This window comes from Nocardia amamiensis, from assembly GCF_015477605.1.
GTDB lineage: Bacteria > Actinomycetota > Actinomycetes > Mycobacteriales > Mycobacteriaceae > Nocardia > Nocardia amamiensis_A.
Window position 1 is genome coordinate 91,571 of record NZ_JADLQX010000024.1, and the last position, 19,602, is coordinate 111,172.

Annotated in this window: 16 protein-coding genes and 2 tRNA genes; 14 read left to right on the forward strand and 4 right to left on the reverse strand. The window is 66.5% G+C overall.

Features of this window, described 5'->3' with window-relative positions; genetic code table 11:
* Positions 1–132: 132 nt before the first annotated feature.
* Positions 133–1,239 carry a M48 family metalloprotease gene (locus tag IU459_RS27460; RefSeq protein WP_440446534.1) on the reverse strand — a complete coding sequence of 369 codons (1,107 nt, stop codon included), beginning with the start codon at positions 1,237–1,239 and terminating at the stop codon, positions 133–135.
* Positions 1,240–1,408: 169 nt separating this feature from the next.
* Between IU459_RS27460 and IU459_RS27465 the strand changes: the two genes are divergently transcribed.
* Together IU459_RS27465 and IU459_RS27470 are read left to right on the forward strand one after the other, a co-directional pair.
* The gene (locus tag IU459_RS27465; RefSeq protein ID WP_195132472.1) at positions 1,409–1,882 is read left to right on the forward strand and encodes a ribose-5-phosphate isomerase; all 474 of its coding nucleotides are present in this window, start codon (positions 1,409–1,411) and stop codon (positions 1,880–1,882) included.
* Positions 1,883–1,905: 23 nt separating this feature from the next.
* Positions 1,906–2,718, forward strand: coding sequence for an Fpg/Nei family DNA glycosylase (locus IU459_RS27470; RefSeq protein ID WP_195132473.1), 813 nt, complete (start codon positions 1,906–1,908; stop codon positions 2,716–2,718).
* Between the two features lie 30 nt (positions 2,719–2,748).
* On the opposite strand, the gene IU459_RS27475 is transcribed toward IU459_RS27470, so the two are convergent.
* Positions 2,749–3,699, reverse strand: coding sequence for a GGDEF domain-containing protein (locus IU459_RS27475; RefSeq protein ID WP_195132474.1), 951 nt, complete (start codon positions 3,697–3,699; stop codon positions 2,749–2,751).
* Between the two features lie 1,111 nt (positions 3,700–4,810).
* Between IU459_RS27475 and IU459_RS27480 the strand changes: the two genes are divergently transcribed.
* Together IU459_RS27480 and IU459_RS27485 are read left to right on the forward strand one after the other, a co-directional pair.
* A tRNA-Gly gene (locus IU459_RS27480) sits at positions 4,811–4,884 on the forward strand.
* Positions 4,885–4,931: 47 nt separating this feature from the next.
* Positions 4,932–5,008 (forward strand) — tRNA-Pro (locus IU459_RS27485).
* A gap of 12 nt (positions 5,009–5,020) precedes the next feature.
* On the opposite strand, the gene IU459_RS27490 is transcribed toward IU459_RS27485, so the two are convergent.
* Together IU459_RS27490 and IU459_RS27495 are read right to left on the reverse strand one after the other, a co-directional pair.
* Positions 5,021–6,067 (reverse strand): asparagine synthase C-terminal domain-containing protein, encoded by a 1,047-nt coding sequence (locus tag IU459_RS27490; protein ID WP_195132475.1) that lies wholly within the window; start codon positions 6,065–6,067, stop codon positions 5,021–5,023.
* Between the two features lie 25 nt (positions 6,068–6,092).
* A complete protein-coding gene (locus IU459_RS27495) occupies positions 6,093–6,824 on the reverse strand; it encodes a MerR family transcriptional regulator (protein ID WP_195132476.1) in 732 nt (243 codons plus the stop codon).
* A gap of 268 nt (positions 6,825–7,092) precedes the next feature.
* On the opposite strand from IU459_RS27495, the gene IU459_RS27500 reads away from it, so the two are divergent.
* The 10 genes from IU459_RS27500 (at position 7,093) to IU459_RS27545 (ending at position 19,416) form a co-directional block, all read left to right on the forward strand.
* Positions 7,093–7,545, forward strand: a complete 453-nt coding sequence (locus IU459_RS27500; protein WP_195132477.1) for a hypothetical protein — start codon at positions 7,093–7,095, stop codon at positions 7,543–7,545.
* 49 nt (positions 7,546–7,594) lie between these two features.
* Positions 7,595–8,488 (forward strand): ROK family protein, encoded by an 894-nt coding sequence (locus IU459_RS27505; protein WP_195132478.1) that lies wholly within the window; start codon positions 7,595–7,597, stop codon positions 8,486–8,488.
* 375 nt (positions 8,489–8,863) lie between these two features.
* Positions 8,864–9,988, forward strand: coding sequence for a GAF domain-containing protein (locus tag IU459_RS27510; RefSeq protein WP_195132479.1), 1,125 nt, complete (start codon positions 8,864–8,866; stop codon positions 9,986–9,988).
* Between the two features lie 69 nt (positions 9,989–10,057).
* Positions 10,058–11,062, forward strand: coding sequence for a conjugal transfer protein (locus tag IU459_RS27515; RefSeq protein ID WP_324199050.1), 1,005 nt, complete (start codon positions 10,058–10,060; stop codon positions 11,060–11,062).
* Positions 11,063–11,078: 16 nt separating this feature from the next.
* A complete protein-coding gene (locus IU459_RS27520; RefSeq protein ID WP_040775570.1) occupies positions 11,079–11,339 on the forward strand; it encodes a hypothetical protein in 261 nt (86 codons plus the stop codon).
* Positions 11,336–11,869 carry a hypothetical protein gene (locus IU459_RS27525; protein WP_195132480.1) on the forward strand — a complete coding sequence of 178 codons (534 nt, stop codon included), beginning with the start codon at positions 11,336–11,338 and terminating at the stop codon, positions 11,867–11,869. The genes IU459_RS27520 and IU459_RS27525 overlap by 4 nt, the downstream gene beginning before the upstream one ends.
* Positions 11,869–14,397 (forward strand): ATP-binding protein, encoded by a 2,529-nt coding sequence (locus IU459_RS27530; RefSeq protein WP_195132481.1) that lies wholly within the window; start codon positions 11,869–11,871, stop codon positions 14,395–14,397. The genes IU459_RS27525 and IU459_RS27530 overlap by 1 nt, the downstream gene beginning before the upstream one ends.
* Complete coding sequence (locus IU459_RS27535) at positions 14,394–16,898, forward strand: hypothetical protein (RefSeq protein ID WP_195132482.1); 2,505 nt, start codon at positions 14,394–14,396, stop codon at positions 16,896–16,898. Before IU459_RS27530 ends, IU459_RS27535 begins: the two co-directional genes overlap by 4 nt.
* A gap of 57 nt (positions 16,899–16,955) precedes the next feature.
* A complete protein-coding gene (locus IU459_RS27540; RefSeq protein WP_195132483.1) occupies positions 16,956–17,861 on the forward strand; it encodes an NlpC/P60 family protein in 906 nt (301 codons plus the stop codon).
* Positions 17,862–18,303: 442 nt separating this feature from the next.
* A complete protein-coding gene (locus IU459_RS27545; protein WP_195132484.1) occupies positions 18,304–19,416 on the forward strand; it encodes a phage tail tip lysozyme in 1,113 nt (370 codons plus the stop codon).
* The last annotated feature ends 186 nt before the right edge of the window (positions 19,417–19,602 follow it).

Below are 19,602 nucleotides of genomic sequence, written 5' to 3' on the forward strand. Positions count from 1 at the left end.
GGCGCCGTCCGTTGCGGAGCCGGATTGCCGCCAGGTGGCGCACCCGGCGCAGTCACAGCGCTGACTTGGGCGGATTCGCCGCCGCCGTCCGTTGCGGAGCCGGATTGCCGCGTGGCGGCGCACCCGGCGCGGTCACAGTACGGATTTCGGCGGATTCGCCGGTACCTCACCGTACGAACTCGGGTAGCCGCCCGTCGGCACGGCGGCGCCCGCGGGCGGGTTCGGGCGCAGGAAGAGCTTGCCGTGCCTGCTGCGGTCGCGCAGCGCCCACATTCGCCAGGTGAGCACGGGATGACTGGACAGGGCGTTCACCATCCAGACGAAGAACCCCTTTTCGAACGCCGCCCGGTCGGCCATCTCGTCGAAGCCGACCAGCCGGTTCATGTACTTGCCCGCGGCCAACGTGCCCATCGCGGCGGACGCGCCGGTGTGCCGGTTGCAGTAACCGTGGTTGTCGGCGGTGTACTCCTGCGCGCGGATCAGGGTGCTACCGATGATCGGCAGGAACGGAACGAGGAACATGCCCAGCTGCCGCCAGTAGGACGTGTGCCCGGCCGCGATGTGGCCCACCTCGTGGCCGATGATGAACGCCAGCGCGTCGGGTTCGCGTGCGGCGCCGCCGATCTCGAACAGGTCGCTGTAGACCACCACGAAGCGCCGGAAGCCGTGCCCGCTGGCGAACGCGTTGATCCGGCCGTTGCCCAGCACCACGTACGCGTCCGGCACCTTCGCCATGCCGAAGCGGGCGGCCGCATCCACCACCATCTGGTAGCCCTCGGGGAACTGCGTCGGCGACATTCTCACGCCGTTCACCCGCTGCGTCGCGTAGGTGATGCCGCGGCCGAACCACAGCAGCAGGGGCGCGGCCACCAACGCCACGACGTATTGGTCGACGTTGCCGGTCACCAGGAGCAGCACGGCGATCAAGTAGGCGAAGACGGTCAGCACGATCACGAGCACGAGCATCGGAATCTCCCAGCTGTGCCGCGCGGGCATGCCGAACGGCGACAGACCACGCGGCTGCTGCCGCGGTGGCGCCACAGGCGGCATCGGCGCACCGGGGTAGGGGCCGTAGGCCGGATACGAGCCGGTGGGCGCCGGCGGATACGTGCCCGACGGGTACGGCTGTCCATAGGGTGCGGCGGGTGGGTTCGGAACCTGCGCCCATCCGGCCTGCTCGGCATACGGGTCTGCCTGCGGGGCCGCCTGGTCGTGCGGCTGGCGTTCGTGCGGCTGCATGGATTGAACTCTATTCAGTCACCGGGAACAGGTAGGGCCTCACGCCATGCGACCATGGCCGCGAACACAGCTGGCGTATCAGTCGATTCGCCGCGGCGAGCGCCGGTGTTAATCATGGGGGTGCGCCCTGTTGCCTGCCGCGCCGCGAGGGCCTGACACAATGCCTGCCATGCGCGTATACCTGGGTGCCGACCATGCCGGTTTCGAATTGAAGAATCACGTCAAGGCCCATCTCGAGCAGGCTGGCCATGAGGTCGTCGACTGCGGCGCGCTCGTCTACGACGCCCTCGACGACTACCCCGCGTTCTGCATCGAGGCGGCCCGCCGTACCGTCGCCGACCCGGGCAGCCTCGGCCTGGTGTTCGGCGGCAGCGGCAACGGAGAGCAGATCGCGGCGAACAAGGTGCCCGGCGCACGCTGCGCGCTGGCGTGGAGCGTCGAGACCGCGAAGCTGGCCCGTGAGCACAACAACGCACAGCTGATCGGCATCGGCGGCCGGATGCACTCCACCGAGGAGGCGCTGGCCATCGTGGACGCGTTCCTCAGCACCCCGTGGTCGGACGAGGAGCGCCATCAGCGGCGCATCGACATCCTGGCCGAGTACGAGAAGTCCGGCGTGGCACCGGCCGTTCCCGGGTACTGATCTCGACGGGATTGTAACTGCCTGTGCCGGAAGGACATACGCTGCACCGCCTCGCGCGGCTGCATCATCGCCGTCTCGCGGGCGGTGTGGTGCGCGTATCCAGCCCGCAGGGCAAGTTCGCCGCGGGCGCGGCCCGGGTGGACGGCCGGGTGCTGCTCGCGGCCGAGGCGTGGGGCAAGCACTTGCTGCACCACTACGACTCCGGCCTGGTCGTGCACGTGCATCTCGGCCTCTACGGCGCATTCACCGAATCCGAGCTGCCGATGGGGGAACCGGTCGGGCAAGTCCGGATGCGCATGATCGGGGGACCGGACGGAACGTCAGGCTTCGGCACCGATCTGCGCGGGCCCACCGCGTGCGAGATCCTGCTCGCGCCCGAAGTCGCCGCGCTCACCGATCGGCTCGGCCCGGATCCGCTGCGCCGCGGCGCCGACCCGGACCGTGCCTGGCGACGTATCCATCGCTCGCGCAGGCCGATCGGTGCACTGCTGATGGATCAGCAGGTGGTGGCCGGTGTCGGCAACGTCTATCGTGCGGAACTGCTGTTCCGCCATCAAGTCTCGCCGCATCGCCCGGGAACGGCGCTATCGGCCGACGAATGGACGGCCATGTGGACCGATCTCGTCGCGCTGATGCGGGTGGGGGTGCGCGTCGGGAAGATGGTCGTGGTCCGGCCCGAACACGACCACGGCGAGCCTTCGTATGCGCCCGATCGTCCCCGTACCTACGTCTACCGCCGCCAGGGCGCGCCGTGCCGCCTGTGCGGCACGCCGGTCGCGGATCAGGTCATGCAGGGCCGCAACCTCTTCTGGTGCCCGACCTGCCAACCGGACTGACCCGAACCGATCGCAGGCCGCCTATACCGGTCATCCCGCGACGGCGGTGTCGATATCCGGCTCGTCCGCGAAGGCGAACCGGCGCCCGCCCGCCGTCTTGGCGGAATACATCGCCCGGTCGGCGCGGCGAAGCAGATCAGTGAAATCGATCGGCCTGCCCGGCGGGTTGTAGGCGGTTCCGACGCTGGCCGACACCGGAACCGGACCCGCCGACGACCAGACCGGGTCGCGGAGCGCGGCCACGATCCGGTGTGCGAGGTCGCCGAGGGTGTTGCGGTGCGCGTTGATCGCGAGGACGAACTCGTCGCCACCGTACCGGCAGATCACGGTGTCCGGCGGACAGGCTTCGCGTAGCCTGCCCGCCAGTTCGACCAGCACCTCGTCGCCGATCGCGTGCCCGTATCCGTCGTTGATCTGCTTGAACCGGTCCAGGTCGATCAGCAGTAGCCCGACGCCGCGGGTCGGGTCGGTGGCCATCAGCCGCACCTTGTCCTGCAGCAGTGTGCGGTTGGCCAGATCGGTGAGCGCGTCGTGGGTGGCCTCGTGGCGCAGCCGGTGCTGCAACGCGGCGATCTCCTGCACCCGCAGCGACACCTTGGCCGACAGGTTCTGCTCCTGCTGCGCGAGCGCCCGCTCCTGCAGCGCCTGCGCGTAACTGTCGATGGCCTGGCTGGCTATGAACGGCCAGCGCGTGGCCACCAAGGAACCGGGCGTGCCGGAGGGGAAGCCGAGCAGCCATCGCGTGGCCTGCGCCAACATCCGGATCCGCTCGAACGGCGCCTCGGCGAGCCTGGCTCCGAGCATCCGCGCTTCGAGCCAGGGGAACGGCTCGGTCCGCGCGAGCGTGAGCAGCCGCTCGATGATCTCGATCAGCACCGGCTCCAGCTGCTGGGGTGTGGCGCCCGACCCGGGCTCGGCGCAGACCGCACGAGCCCATGCTCGGGCCATGGTGGCTACCGGGGGTTCGATGTCGGCGGACATCGGACTCACCCGGTACGGGTGACGTCGGTGCCCAGCTGCCCTGTGCTGACACAGGCGCCGGCGTCACGCTGATCGTGCCCACTGCTACGCGGTTGTGTCCACCTGGTTCGGCGCACGCTCACCGCCCCCTTTCCAGATACCCCCGTCCGGCAAAAAGGATCCTAGCAAGCCACTCGGCATCGAAAAGCACCGTTTTACAACGTGTTCTCGACACCTCGCGAATAGCGATCGGGATTGTGATCGTACCCTTCGCGTTGGTGTTACACCCGAATTCCGTTCGCTGCGAAATCGCGCCACGACGCGCTGGTGACACGCTGCAGGACGTGGGCGGGAAGGGGCGTGCGGGCCATGAGTGCGGCCCGAACCCACCCCGCGCCACCGGTTCTCCGAGAATTCGTTCTCGCACGCGACGTCCTTGTCTTCCCTGTCGAGCTTCGAATGACTGTTCCGGATGTTCTCGGGTCGGCGCTCGCGTCCTCGCCGCCTGCACTGCATGTTCCGCATCGCGCACTGCTCCACCCCCGCCGAGGCCGTCGTCCGGATGCCGGACAGCGGCACGCGCGGTCACGATGAACGGCGGTGCCTGAGGCGCGATGGCCGGGGTGGACGTCGCTCCCACGTTCGGCCGGGAGACGCAGCCGGTTGCCGCGCGGTTAGCCGACCGTGCGCGGTGGCGGGACGTTCTCGGGGCACACTGCCCCGCCGACCCGCCGGTGCAGCGCCCGACGCTCGGCAACACGCCGAACAAGTCAACTGTGACGGCGAGTCGTGCGGTCCTCATCGGAAATCCCCTGAGCGATGTTCCTGGCCTGGTCGGCGGCGGGTCGGCGATGTTCCCCGGCGGAGTCATCGCGCGTCACTCGAGTTTCGCCCACCGGCATCCGACACGCCAGAGTTTCAATGAAAAATCACCTCTAAAATTTCACCGCCCGCGCGCCGGTCCGGTCCGGCGGACGACTCGTGCGACACTCGGTGCGGCAACCCTGGAGCGCTCCGGTCCGCACCGTCGAGATCAGGCGGCTCAGGGGGGCTGATTGGCGTTCCGGAAGCCGGATTCGGTACAGTCGGATCGCACACGACATCGTGGCGATCCCATCGGTGTCGTATGCCTGCGGGTGTAGTTCAATGGTAGAACCTCAGCCTTCCAAGCTGATGGTGCGGGTTCGATTCCCGTCACCCGCTCCACGGAGCATTCATCCTCGTCGGCGGCGGCCCCGCCGCCGCGAGGGCCACGGGGTGTAGCGCAGCTTGGTAGCGCATCCGCTTTGGGAGCGGAGGGTCGCAGGTTCAAATCCTGTCACCCCGACCATCGTTCAGGCGATCATCGTTCGCGGCCCGGGGCGGAGGGGCCGTGTTCATTCTGATTCAGCAGCGTCAGGTAGAGCCGGATGGCGACTGCTTCGGCGTCTTCGGTCATGGGATCGGTATACGTACGTGCTCCAGGGAGATTCGCCGCGTGCGAACGTGCGGCCGCGGCGAGTGCGGTGAACAGCCCGGAGGAGCGTTGGATCGGGGCTTTCGCCCGCCAGGCGAGGTCTGCTGCGCCGCTGGGCAACTCTTCGGCACAGGCCATGCGTAAGGCGAGTTTGTCGATTCGCCGGCCATTGTGTTCGCCGAACAATGCCGGCGGCGCGAGAGTTTCGGCCAGCCGCCACCAGCGCACCGTTTGAAAGACGTGAACGAGTTTGTCTGCGTAAGTATTCAACAGTGCCGGATGGAAATGCGGCACCAGCCGCCGGTAGCGAAAGTTCGCCGCCGACTCGGCACGGATCAGGCGGTCGAGTTCCGCGCGGGCCGCGGGGGAGTGGAGCGGGTGGCGCAGCGAGCGGCCACCGCCGAAGATCGCGTCGGCGCCGGAGCCGGTGAGGATGGCGCCGACGCGCTCGAGCCGGTCGAGGCTGCGTCGCGCGGCGAGCAGCGGGATGCCCGCCGCCACCTCCCACAGCTCTGACGTGCCGAGCCTGCGCATGGCGTCGCGGGCGAGGTCGATCACTTCGGCCCCGGTCAGCCGGATGACGTCATGGGGGAGGCCGAGCGCCGCCGCGGCCGCCACCGCGCCCGTGGCGTCGGTGTCACCCGTCGTGACGATCGTGATCGCATGTGGCCGGACGCCGAGGCGCACCGCGACCGCGGCGAGATAGATCGAGTCGACCCCGCCGCTGAGCAAGACCGCCGGGACGCCGTCGAAGCGTTCGACCACCGCGCGCACGCGCGATCGGGTCTCCTCCGCGATGAGTGCGGCCGCGGCTCGGGGGTCGGTGATGGTCCGTACCGCGGGATCGGGTGTCGCGACGGTGTCTCCGAGTAGATCGGTGACGAACTGGATCGGCTCGGAAGTCTGTGCTTCCGTGTTTGTCTCGTTGTTCACCGCACGGGCGCGAACCGCTGCGCCGTCACCGATCGGACGGTGCCTGCGTGCCCGAGGTCATCGAGGGCGGTGGCAGTTCGGAGTGCCTGGCGAAGGCCTGATCGATCAGTTCGGAGGTGGCGCGAGTGACGATCAGCCGAGCGATCGCCAGGTCGGTCTCGAGCTTGGTGCGATCCCGCGGCGTCCGCGCGGATTCCTCGTACGTCTGCCCCGCCAAGCGGTAGAACAGCTCGGTGGCGAAGCGGTCGGCGATGCGATCGCAGTCGGCGCGCAGACGTTCGACCAACTGGAACGTGTCCCGCATCGGCAGTCCGGTGTCGGTGAGCCGGGTGGCCAGATCGCAGCAACGCGGGTTCGTGACCCGGTACGCCTCGAGCGGATCGTCGCTGGCGGCCAGCGCTTGCTTCGCATACTCCGGCAACTCGGCGTACTCGTCGTTGGGTTCGGTGATGGCTTCCGGGTCCGGTTCGGCGGTGGCGGCCGCGGCCGCGTCCTTCACGCCGAGGACGTCCGCGAGTCCGTCGCCACGGTCCCAGGCCTCGAGCAGCTCCCTGATCCCGTTCAGCTTCATGCCCCGCCCGAGCAGGCGGCTGATGGTCTGCAGCCGGTCGAGGTGGTCCGACCCGTAGTACCCGATCCGCCCACGCACCTCCGGCGAGGGCAGAAGACCTCGCTCGTGGTACACGCGGACGCTGCGCACGGTGGTGTCGGCTGCCCGTGCCAGTTCGTCGATCGTGAATTCAGAGTCTGCAGCCATGTTTAAAAGGAAACCATAGTTGGGCCCCCGTGGAAAATGGGCCGTTTCATAACGTGCCGTTAAAAACGGTAGCTGGGTGTTGCTCGAAGGTCAACGAGCCGTTACATAGCGGTACAAGATCTTGTGTGCTGGGCAACAGTGGGCTACCGTGGCGTAGACCAGCTTATCGCGGCTGGGTTCCGGGGACTGTTGAGCAGCCCTGATGACCGTCCGATCCATGGGCCAAACACCTGCCACAGGTGTGCCCTCGGCATCTCCGGAGATGGCTATGAGCATTACGCGAACCCTTCCGATGGACACGGGAGCCCTTGCGCCAGCAAAGATCTCGTCGATTCCGGCAAAGTCGAACCAGCGGCCCCCGTGCGCCGACGTCCCGGACAACTGGGACATGGACACCGGGAATCCGGATGCCTGGCGGTCAGCCGTGCGAACCTGCCAGAGCTGCCCCCTCTTCGTGCAATGCCGCCAGTTGGCGCAGACGCTCACAGCCCGCGGTGACGGTCCCCGCGCGATGATCTGGGCGGGCGTCGCCTACGACAACTCCGGCAGCGTCATCGAGAACCTCGACCGGCACCGCGCCGCGCCGATCGACCACAAGCGCCCCATGCGCATCATCCGCAATGGGCCGCGCCCGCTCCGTACTGTGTCCACCTTGCCCGCGCCCCGCAGGCACATCGTGCTCGGGCAACCCCTCAAACCGACTGGCACCGACGGCCTGTGACTATGCTGCGTGGACCTTTTGGCGTCGAGTCCTTGGTGGTGCGTAAGTCATGACAGTGCTGGCGTTGGAGATCGGTTCATCGAGGTTCGCGGCGAGCCGAATCGCTGACGACGTCGGCACCGACGACGTGGTGCAGATTCCGGTCCCGGCCTCCGGCGCGTGGGAGCGGTGCCAGGAGATGTTGCTCGAGGCCGCGGGCGGTGCCGAGGTCACCGCCCTCGGCATCGCCTCGGCCGGGCCGATCGACATGGCTGCAGGGGTGGTCGCGCCCGTGGAAGTTCCCGAATGGCGGACGGGGTTCGCCATCGTGGACGCCGCTCGGAAGTTGTTTCCCTCGGCATCGGTGCATCTCGCTCTGGACGGTGTGTGCCTGGCTCTGGCCGAGCGGAACTTCGGCGCCATGACCGAAGTGGTGGACGCGATGGCCATCATCGCATCTCATCGCATCAGTGGCGGGATCATCGTGGGCGGATTCACGGTCGTGGGGCGGACCGGTAATGCTGGACATGTGGGTCATGTCTTGGTCCCCGGCTTCGATGATCGCTGCATATGCGGCGGACGAGGCTGTATGGAAGCCGTCGCCAGCGGCGCATCGGCGGTGCGCTGGGCTCAGGAGCAAGGGTGGGCGGGTAACTCGGTGGCGGAGTTGGTGGAAGCCGCCCGTGTGGGCGAAGGCATTCCCGCCGCCGCGCTGGGCAGGGCTGGTACCGCGCTCGGCAGGGCGATCGCGTCGGTGGCCGCACTGCTCGACATGGATCTCGTCGTACTCGGCGGCCCGCTCGTCGAAGCGGGTCCGGTGCTGTGGAAGCCCCTGAACGAGGCGGTCGCCACCCATGCCAGGCTGAGCTTCCTACCGGGATTGCGCGTCGTTCCTTCGCAGCTCGGCGATGTCGCGTTGCTTGCAGGTGCAGGTCTGCTTGCGCTCAGCGCGCAGAGCGCTTGATCGCATCCTCACAGTCGCGTAATGCACTGTGTGAGAAAGGGTTTCCGGACACGTCGGATGATTTGCCGAGCGGAAGCCCGCGTGTCGCCCATGCTGGTGTGTGGTCGGTTTGCGCGCGGTGTGCCGCCGGACCACGTGCCGTCTGTGGGCCTGGTCGACTGAACGAAACCTGAACAAAATGAACACGCTGCGGCGTGTCCGATGAACATGATGGAGACTTGATAGGAACAAAGACTTGAGCCTTACGAGTTGATTGCGCCGCTGAATAACGGTACATTGCCTAATGTCACATGATGTCTCATCCGGATTGAGGCGGATCCGGAGGAACGGCTGGTACGGGCAAGTGCGAAGCGAAGTGGCGCAGTGATTCCATGGGTGACGATCGAGACGTTGGCGCCGGACGGCATGTCCGTCGCGTCGGTGGGGGATGCGCCGCGTGAGTTCGCGAACTGGCAGCGGGTGTTGCAGCGGACGCTGTCCAAAACGCCCGCCCTCTACGACAAGCTCACGACCGCGGGACTGACCGAGGCCATTCATACGGCGCATGACCAGGCACAGGACGTCGACCTGGTCATCCAGACGCGCACCGGCCCGCACCAATTGCTCATCCGGCCGGTCTTCGGTCCGGCGGCTGACGTGCATGCGGTGCGCCTGTGGCTCGGCCCGGCCGCCGAGCGGGTGCCGGTGCTGCGCCCCGCGGTGGGCGCCATCTGGGACCTGAGCAGTCAGACCATCCAGCAGCCCAGCGGTATCACGCGGTTGTCCGGTAGCACGGCCGAGCAGTACGTGCCCAGGATGTCCATCGCGGAACTGTTCCACCGCGTGTCGAGCTTCGATCGGCACGCGGAGGTCCTCGATCTCCTCTATGACCCCAAACCTGGGGACCGGATGCAGTTCGACACCACCGTGGTGCACGGGTTCGGCCGTCCGGCGCAGTGGCGGCTCACCATTCGTGCCCGCGACGACGAACGCACTCGCGGCGCCTGGTTGCTGATCGAGGACGTCACCTCGGAAAACGCGCCGTCGGCGTGGCCGACCCTGGAGCGGATCGGGTTGCGCGAGGCGCATCGTCGCGCGGGTACGCATCTGGCCGTGATCCAGCTCGAGCGCACCAGTATTTCGCACTGGCTCACCGATCCCGCGCCGTGGGTGCGCTGGGACTATCTCTTCCGGCCCGTCGACGTGTTCCACCCCGATGACCGGCCTCGCCTGGTCGAACTGGGTGAACGGCTGCGGTCGGGCGACAGTGCGGGCGTAACCCTTCGGGTACTCAACTACGGCGGCGGATACACGCCGACATCTCTGCTGCTCTATCCATACCCCGGGTACTCGAGCAGGCAGCTCGCGATCGCGCAACTGGTCCGGGCCGCCGATGACGTTCCGCTGCTGGAAACCCAGCGCCAAGTCGTGGAGCCGCGGCAGCGCAGCGCGCCGATCGGCTATGACGAACAATTGCGGCATTGGCTGGCGGGCAGGATGAAAAGCAGCCCGGCCTGCTGAGCCTTTTGGTTCCCACTGCTGGGAACTACCGGCCGGTTGGGATGGCCTGTGCTCTCTACCATTTCGGGAGTGAGGACAGTGGTTCGTGGGCCGGCAGATTCGGGTGAGGCTCTGCTTCGCCGGATGGCCGCCCGCCGCCGTCGCGACAATGTGGTGGTCGCGGTGCTCGCCGTACTCGCCGTACTCGGCGGTGGCCACGCGATTCTCAGCGTCTTCGATTCCGGCCCGCCTCCGCCGTCGGACGATTCGACCACGGCAATTGTCGGGCGTGCGCAATTGGCCGGTTCTTTCGCCGAGCAGTTCGTCGTCACCTACCTCACCGCCGTTGCGGGGCAGCAGGATCGGATCGGCGAATTCGTCGGCTCGAATCAGCAGATCGCGCTGCCTTCGTCCGCACGGCAAGTCTCCGACCCGTCGGTCGTCTATGTCTCGCGCGCGGTATCGACAGGTGGGCTCGATGTCTGGTCGGTGACGGTATCGGTGCGAGTCGGAAAGAGCGGTGCGGCCACGGCTCCGGAGACGCGGCAGTTCTACCGGGTCGCGGTGTCGGTGTCGGACGGACGATTACGTGCGCTGTCGGTGCCCGCGGTGGTCCAACCACCCGCGAAGGGCGTCGATCTGAAACTGGCTTATGGTTCGCCCTGCGCAGCGGATACGCCGCTGGCGCAGGTGGCCGCGGGGTTCCTTGGCGCCCTGCTGGCAGGAACCGGTGACGTGGCGCGCTACACCACACCGGATGCCGGCTTGGCCGCGCTGAAACCCGCCCCCTTCACCGCGGTCGAGCTCGTTTCGCTCAGCGCGGACGACGCGGGCTGCGGATCCTCCGCCGCGAAGGCCCAAGTGCTGGCCACCGTGAACCCCAAAGCCGATACCGGCGCCACCGCCACGCTGGCCTACCCGCTGACGATGATCCGCAATGCCGGCCAGTGGCAGGTGGCGTCCATCGATCCGATTCCCGCCCTGTCGAGTCCGCTGGCGGTGGTCGTCGGTCAGGATTCCCGCGGCGGCTCGCCGCCCACTTCGACCTCGTCACCCTCGACGTCGGTGCAGATTCCGCCGGCGACACAGAATTGATCAGAGAGGCAGCCCGATGGGTAATCTGAGCAACATCCTCTATGGCATCCTGATCTTTGTCCGATGGGGCGGGCTGATCATCATCGCCATTATCACCATCGGTGTGGTGATTTCCGAAGGAGCGAAATCCAGGCTGTCTCCGGCCAGGATCATCGTCGTCTTCTTCTCCGGGATCATGGCCGGGGTGGTGATCTGGATTCTGCCTACGACGATCAACTACGCGCGGACCGATGCGAACCTCATCGTTCCTGATCACCCGGTCGGCGGTTATCGGTGACCCAGGTAATCAAGGTGTTCACGCCGATCAAACGTGTTCCCACGATGATCGGCAAGGCGCAGAACGGGCAGAAACTCCCGTTCGGTCCCTACACCCTGCCTCAGGTCGGCACCGGCGCGGTGTTGCTGCTGATCACGTCGGTGTCCGCGATGACTCTTCCGGTCAACCCGGCGGTCACCTTCATCGCCGGTCTCTCACTGACCATTGTCTCCGTCTTCGCGGTCGGACTCGTGCCGTACACCGGCGTGCGGATGACCTCGCGCGCCCTGTGGCTGGGCAGGCTCATCGTCTACCGCAAGCCGGTGTCCGCCTCGGGAATGCCGATCAACAATGACTCGGTGCGCCACACCATGTTCATCGAGGAGACCGTGGTGCTCTTGCTGCCCGACCGCCCGGGCGTGGCCGCGGCTGCCCAACCGAAGCCCGATCGCCGGCTGCTCGAGGCGGTCGCCGGGGGCGGCAGCGGCGCCGACCTGCAGCAGCGATTGAACGGCAACGGCAACGGCCCGGCTTCCGGAGGACGCGCCTGATGGCACTCGGACGAGATCTGCAGCCCACCGCGGCGATTCGCGGAAATCTCCAGTTCACCCATTCGGGTCTGGTCACCGCGACCTACTTCATCAATCCGCTCGGCTACGGATTGCGTAAGGCCGGCGACAAGCACGACGTGAAAGCGGCGCATCACGCGCTGGTGACCAATCTGCCGAATGGCTCGCTGCTGCTCGGCATCCAGGCGCGGCTGAATACGATCGACGTGCTCACCAAGATGGTGGAGGGCGTCGACCTGGACGAGTGCGAGGATTACGCGGACGAGGTGGTCGCCTCCTACGAGCGCGTCAACGCGATCATGCCGCAGACGCGCATCTTCCTGTTGTCGATCCCGGTCGGCGCCAGTAACTCCAGCATGTCCGCGTTGTCGCGCCTGTGGCGCGGCAGCACCGCCACGATCGACGCGACGGCGATCTCCCGGGCCGACCTGGACGCCTACGACGAGAAGGCGAACGAGATCCTGTCCAGGGTCGGCAGTGACTTCGATCCCGTGCCGGTGCCCGCCGCCCTGTTCCAATGGCTGTGGGAGCACTATCTGTCGCGCGGTGCCGCAGGGGACCCGGTGGCGCCGACCCGGGCGGGCGCGCTGGACGACGCGACGGCGGCGGTGTTCCGCTCCGCCGCGCTCGACGAGGGCGCCCAGGCCGAGAGCAATCGGCGTATCCGGCCGTCCTTCGTCCCCGTGATCAAGGTGGTGCAGCCGGATTTCGAGTACCGCCCGTCCTATCAGGCGATGCTGACGCCGCATTCGTTCCCATACGCGGGCATGACATTTCCCGGCGGCAGCGAGTTCCTCAACGTGCTCGAGGGCCTCGGCGACGTGACCGTCGACTGGGCCATGCGGATCTCGACCAAACCCGCCGATCAGGTGCTCAAGAACAATGAGCTCAGCCTGCGACGGCTCGGTGAGCAGATGGATCAGCGGGACCAGGAGATCTCCTTCGCGCAGAACACGCTGACCTCGAAGGCGCAGATGCTCGGCGAGTACAACCACCACTTCGAGGTCAACGGCGGTGAATCGGAGGTCTCGTTCACCACTGTCATCGCCATCGGCGGACCGTCGCGGGACGCCACCATGGATGCCGTCAACACGCTCAAGCGCCGCTACAAGCGGTTCCAGGTAGAGATGACCGCGCCGGTCGGCGCGCAAGTCGACCTGTGGTCGATGTTCGTTCCCGGCAGCCCGCCGCGGCGGGCCTTCGACGATTACGCCCATATCCTCCCCTCGGACATGTGGGCCGGTTTCGTGCCGTTCACCACCAGTCAGATCGGCGACGACAGCGGGCCGGTGATCGGGGTCAACCTGCTGTCGGGTCATTTCGAGCCGATCCACTTCGGCATCATGGAGGCCGCGCTGCACGACCTGTCCGCCTCGTTCGCGGTGACCGGCGAACTCGGTTCGGGCAAGTCGTATTTCCTCAAGCTGATGGCGGTGCTCGTACACGACATGGGCGGGCAATTCCTCGCCATCGACCGCAGTCAGGTCGGCGAATGGGAGCATTTCGCGAAGTCGATCGATGACGCGGTCATCATCGACCTGGCCAATCCGACGGTGTCGCTGGACCCGCTGCGATTGTTCGACCCGCGGATCGCGGGCGAACGCGCACTGGACTCGATCCTGCCGCTGCTCGACCTGTCGCCGACCTCCGGTGCAGGTGCCGCGGTGAGCAATCTGCTGTCGCCGAGAGGAATGGCCGAGCACGGGATCAAGAGCCTGCTGGATCTATTCCACGTCGTGCGGCGGTTACGGGATCACCCGGGCCAGGGCGAAGAGTACGCCGATCTCGCGGCGCGGATCGGCACCGTGGTCGAGCGGGTGCCGGTGCTGTTCGACCCCAAGCTGCGCCCGTTGCGCCTCGATGCCGCCGCTACCGTAGTGCGCAGCCACAACCTGCAATTGCCGACGGCCGAGGAACTCACCACCCCGCATCTGTACAACCGATTGCCGCTGACCAAACGGCTGGGCACCGCGCTGTACGAGCTGGTGGGGGTGGCCGCGCGGGAGGCGTTTCTCAACGACAACGGCAGGTTCGGCCTGTTGGTCGGCGATGAGGCGCATCACTTCACACAAACGCAGGTCGGCGCCGCGGTCACCTCGGACTTCAGTCGTGACGGCCGCAAGCACCTGGCCGCGATCGGCCTGGCTTCGCACGATCCGGCCACCGACTTCCAGGGCGCCGCGCACAACCTCATCCCCAACCGGTTCATCTTCCGGCAGCGCGACGAAACCCTGGCGCGCAACAGCTTGGAGTGGCTCGGCGTCGATCTGGAGGAGGCGCCCTTCTTGTTGCAGATCCTTCGCGAAGAGACCTCGCCTCCGGTCGGCCCAGGGCGTCAGGTGCCAGAGGAGCGTCGCGGTGAGATGTTCATGCGTGACGCGCTGAACCGCATCGGTCGGGGCAAAGTGCTCGGCCCGGCGCGTCCGGACCGCGCCGCGGCGATCACCAGCACCCCGACCAGCGTCGCAGGCCTTCGCTCCGCCCTCTCGGAACGACCGGTCCGGCCATGAAGTCGCGTCTCCAGCGGACCTTTCGATCGGACCAGCCTTCCTTCGGCATGCCGTGGGAACCGCAGTTCTGGGATACGGAGCGTTACCGGCCGCAGGCGGTGTTCCGGCGATGTCGTGCCTGGATCGCGGCGAGTCGCCCCCGGCGCTGGACCGCCTGGATTCTCATCGCCCTTTTCGTCGTGTTCGTATTCCCAGGCCTCATCTCTGCAATATCCATGGCGCAGACCGGTACCGTGACGCCGGCGGCCGCGCCCAACAGCGCGCTCGGTTGGATGGATATCAAGGACTCGTCCGGCGTCAATGTTTCGAGCTACATGTTCGTCAGCAATCGCGGCAGCGTGTGGAGCCTGGACCTCGGAAGGCTTGTGTTGTGGAGCCTGATCATTCTTTTCTTCGCGATATGGCACCCTCTCACGACGACATTCGTCTGGTTGCCCGGTGAAGCACTGGATTTCGGGTGGCTGAACATGTTCGGCGCGCCGTTGCGCGGGGTGGCCGAAAACCTCACCGCGCAGATCGCGACGCCGATGGTGTTGGTGACCTTCGTGACGATCGGTGCAGTCCCGGTGGGGTGGTTCATCGTGCGCGGCTATTCCGCGAAGGCCACCGCGCAGGTTGTGACGATGGTGGGAGTGGCGATCCTCGGGCCGGTGTTCTTGGCCGATCCGCTGGCCGAGGTCTTGTCTTCGCACGGCTTGCTGGCGCAGGGGCGTGACCTCGGTATTTCGGTTGCGGCCGGCTTGAACGGCAACAGCAGTCCGGATCCGAAGCAGGTGGTGGCCGCGATACAGGTGAGCGGCGCCGACAATTTCATGCGGGCTCCATTGCAGGTGTGGAACTTCGGGCACGTGGTGGACGAGCGACCGGCCTGCAAGGCGGCATGGTCGGCTGGTGTCATGGCTGGTGATGAAGAGCGGGTCAAGGACGGGCTGAAGGCGTGCGGCGACAGTGCCGCCTATGCCGCGGCCGACAATCCGAGCGTAGGCCAGATCGGAGCCGGACTGCTGCTGTTGCTGTGCGCGATCATCCTGCTGCTGTTCGCCGTGTACATGGCCATCAAGATCATCTGGGCTGCACTGGACACGATCTACTACGGGTTCATGACGATCTTCGGGTTCGCCGCTGGTGGGTTCGTATACGGGCCGACGCAGACGTTCACCGTCCGGTGTGTGGTCCACGGCTTCATATCCGCGTTTCGGATGGCCGTTTTCGTCATCTTTCTGGGCTTGTACCAGCTGTTCATGGGCAGTCTGTTCCAACAGGCACGGGGCCAGGTCATGGCGGTGTTCGTCATCGGAGCGATCGTCGAGATCGTCGCAATCGTGCAGCTGCGGCGCCTCAGCAAGAGTTTGGACGGCGGCAACGACTGGATAGCCAACCGGTTCTCGCTGGCGATGCAGAACGGCCTTTCGGCGCAGGGCGCCGGCGCCGGTGGTGGTGGCGGCGGGAGGGCCCTGGGTATGGGTGATGCGAATGCGAGCAACTCGATGGGCCCGCTCGGGGTCCTCGCCGCCGCCACCACTATCAACAGCTCGCCGATCACAGGCTGGCTCGCCGGCCGCAACAACCCGCTCAGTCGTTGGGCCTGGCTGGACCAGGTCGAAAAGAAGAACAAGGCAAGGGGACTGAAGACCAGGGATCTGCGAGCCGCCGCACATGCTAGTGTGTTCGATCGCGTTTGGCTGGCGAACGAGGCGCGGGCTGGAATCGCACGCTCCAGAAGGAGTGGCCGGGGCCGTGCGAGACACGCTGCCTTCGCCGCGGAGAATGTCTCGCATGCGGCAGGCCTGACGGGCGGTATCTATCACTCCCTCATCATGGCCGGTATGAGCGAGGAGGAAGCGCAGCTGGCCAGTGACGTACGAGTGGACATCATGCGGCACGCGGACAAAGAGCCACTCGCCTCGACGCACCTCGGTCATGTCGTCGCCGCCCACAAGCATTTCGAGCGGGATGCCATCAGGAATCCGGGAGGAACCAGGGCGATAGCCAGGTTCCACGGGTTGGAAGCCAGCGTCGATCGGTATCGAGGCGATTACTCCGGCGGTGTCCAGCTTGGCAGGCAGAGGCTGCACGATGTCGGGTATTCGTATATCCGAAACCCTGACGCACAGTTCATCAATAGCCTGCGAGACGCTGCCAACTCGGAAACCGGCGGACTCTTGTCACTCGCCGGCGGGGGGACGGAAAGGGTGACACAAAACGAGGCGGACCGGCTGAGGCAGTGGCTCTCGAACGAGCATGCGCTCCGAGTCCAGGCCGCCACCAATTGGGTGGCACAAAATCCTGCCGACTTGGAGCGGGTCCGGGTGCTACGTTCCGAGATCGACAAAGCCGCCATGACGAACCAATTGGAAGCAGGGCGGAATATCACGGGTGCTGTCTCGCTTGCGCAACCGGACATCAACAGGACCCCACTCCCGGTGCACCCGGGGAATCGGGACCCACATGAGCACATCCCGGAGGGTCTGCTGAATGACCTGAGATTCCGGCGCCCCTGATCAGCACCGAGGTTCCGAACGCTGGGCAACCGGCCGGATTTCACAGAAGGGTATTCGATGATCGGTCGTCTCCTGATCCTCGCGATGATCCCGGCCTGGGTGTGGGTGGTGTTGGCGGTCACGACCGGCCTCTTCGGTGTGGTCGTCGTTCTGGTACTCGTGGTCGGTGGCGCTACATCGTCGATCGCATCGGACCTGCACTACCAGTGCGACAGTGTGGTGGGACCCGATCCCTCCCAGACCGTGACTCCGAGTCGCGCCACAGCCGTGGAGCGGCCGACTGCGCGGAGCACACCGGCAGCCGGTGTGTACACCGCTCCCACTACGAACCCGTTCGCGGAGTTGACCATCGCGCCGGACGACACCAGCGCGTCCGACTGGCAGCGCGCCTGCGCCTCGGCGCTGAAAGACGCGCCATACCAGAATGCCCCTTTGCTGACCGGCAGTGCGGGAACCGGCGCCCAGTGTGCGCGTGAGCTCGCGCTCGCACAGCTGGGCGCAGCTTCGTCGGCGAGCGGGGCTCGGAACGGGACGGGTGGCCAGGAGGAAGCGGCGGGATTCGCCAGATCGATCATCTACGGGGCCTCGGCCGCAGAGTCGACGGGACGGTGTGAACTCGCCGCGGGGCCGGTGGCGCAGCCACCCGCTGGAGACGCGGGGCGACCAGGAGGTTCCGCTCGGCGGGCATGCGGACAGTCCGACAGTTCCGGTGTCGCGGTTGTCGTTCTGCCGCACACGATTGCGGCGCAGGGAGCATGCGGTCAGCGAGTGGATCCGTCCGCGGTGTCGGCGGGCGATCTGGTCTTCTGGGACTACCGCAACAACGCGCCGACCCACGTCGGAATCGCCGTCAGCGCCACTCAGCTCGTCACCGCCGATTCGGTGACCGGCGGGTTCGTTCAACTGACCATCCCCAGCCGCAGTGACGTGCGGGTGAAGCGAGTCCTCGGCAGCGGGACGTGACGAGTACGCGATGCCACCTACCGAAGTAGAGCCCCAGATCGTGCCCGGTGAGGACGTTGCGGCGCCGCCTGTTCCGGTGACGCCGTGGTCGGGTCGACCGGGGAATCCACGCTCCCGGCCCGGGACCGTGCCGCCTGGGCAATCGGAAACTCCGTCGCCTGGACCTGGTCAGTCGAATGGTGCACCTGGTCCGGGGCAGTCGCATGGTGCTGGGCAGCCGGACCAATCGGGTTCGCCTGGTCAGCGGGGGGTTCCGGGTTCTGCTGGGCAGCAGGGGAACCCGGGTCAACCGGGTCAGGGTCAGCCGGGTCAGGGTCAGCCGGGTCAGTCGGTGCCGGGTGAGGTGGTGCCGGGTGGTGTGGTGGCTCCGCAGGTGGGGGAGGTTCCGCCGCCGCAGGGTGGGGGTGAGGGGGAGCCGCGGCCGTTGGTGGATGGTGGGTTGGTGGGGGATTTGTTGCCGGTGGCGGCGATGGCGGCGCCGTTGGCGTTGGGGATGTTGCCGATGATTGCGTCGGCGTTGGCGGGGTTGGGTAGTGGTGGCGGTGGGGGTGGTGCTGCGCCGGTGGCTGCGGATGCTGGTGGAGGTGTGGTTGGTGGGGGGATGTCGCCGGAGGCGCAGCGGGCGTTGCAGGTGTTGCGGGAGTTGGAGGCGGTTTATGGTGGGGGTGATCCGTCGGATCCGCAGGGGCGGGAGTTGGGTAGGGGGTCGGGGGTTTCGTCGGGTCGGGGTGCGGGGGCGGCGTCGATTCGGGCGACGCGGTTGTTTCAGCGGACGGCGGCGAAGGCGTTCAATAATTTGGATAACCAGTTGGTGTCGTATGTGCGGGGGTTGGCGGGGTCGAACAAGGTCGATAAGAAGGCTGTTGTCGGGTTGGTGCGTGAGGTGAATGTGGCGTTGGCGGAGTTGGGTCCGCAGGCGTATACGAAGGCGGGGCAGCGGAAGGTTCATCAGATTCTGACCGCGGCGTTGCAGAAGGCGCAGGCGATTGTGTCGGGGGGGCAGGCGAAGTCGGCGGATACTGCGGCGGCGATCAATCGGTTGACGAAGCAGTATCTGTACAACATCGCAGGAAAAAACTACCGACCGCCGAGCCGGCCGGGCGTATCTGCCGACAATATCCCCGGCGGCCAGAATCCGCAGGTCGCCGACATGTATCGGTACCTCGTCTCGCACTATGGGCTCACACCTGCGCAAGCAGCCGGAATTCTGGGCAATATCCAGGTCGAATCAGGGTTCAGGACCGACGCTTTCAACCCGCGCGAAGGCGCCATAGGTCTGTGTCAGTGGCTGGGTGGACGACGGCGGAATCTCGAGCGGTTCGCCGCTACCTATGGAAAGCCGGTCACCGACTGGAAGGTCCAAATCGATTTCATGATGCACGAATTGCGCAGTGGCGAGTCGGGTGCCTACGCACGTCTCAGAGCAGCGCAAACGCCCGCAGCCGCGGCGGCGGTATTCGATCAATATTACGAAAGAAGTTCTGGCGAGGCCCGCGGGCAACGCATGGCGTATGCGAACGCCATCGCGGCAGCTATGCGCAACGTCCCCGCGTAGCGCGGTGCGTTCCCGGCCATGGGGATATCGCCTGAGACAAGTAGACCAGGCCTCGATTAAGACCATGTCTCACATGGCTGATTTTGCTTTCGCCAGCTTCTTGAAGCAGGTGAGCGTGGCCGCCAACGTCAGGAAGCCCAGATAGTGAGTTCCTTTGCGGTCGTAGCGGATTGTGAGCCGGTGGTA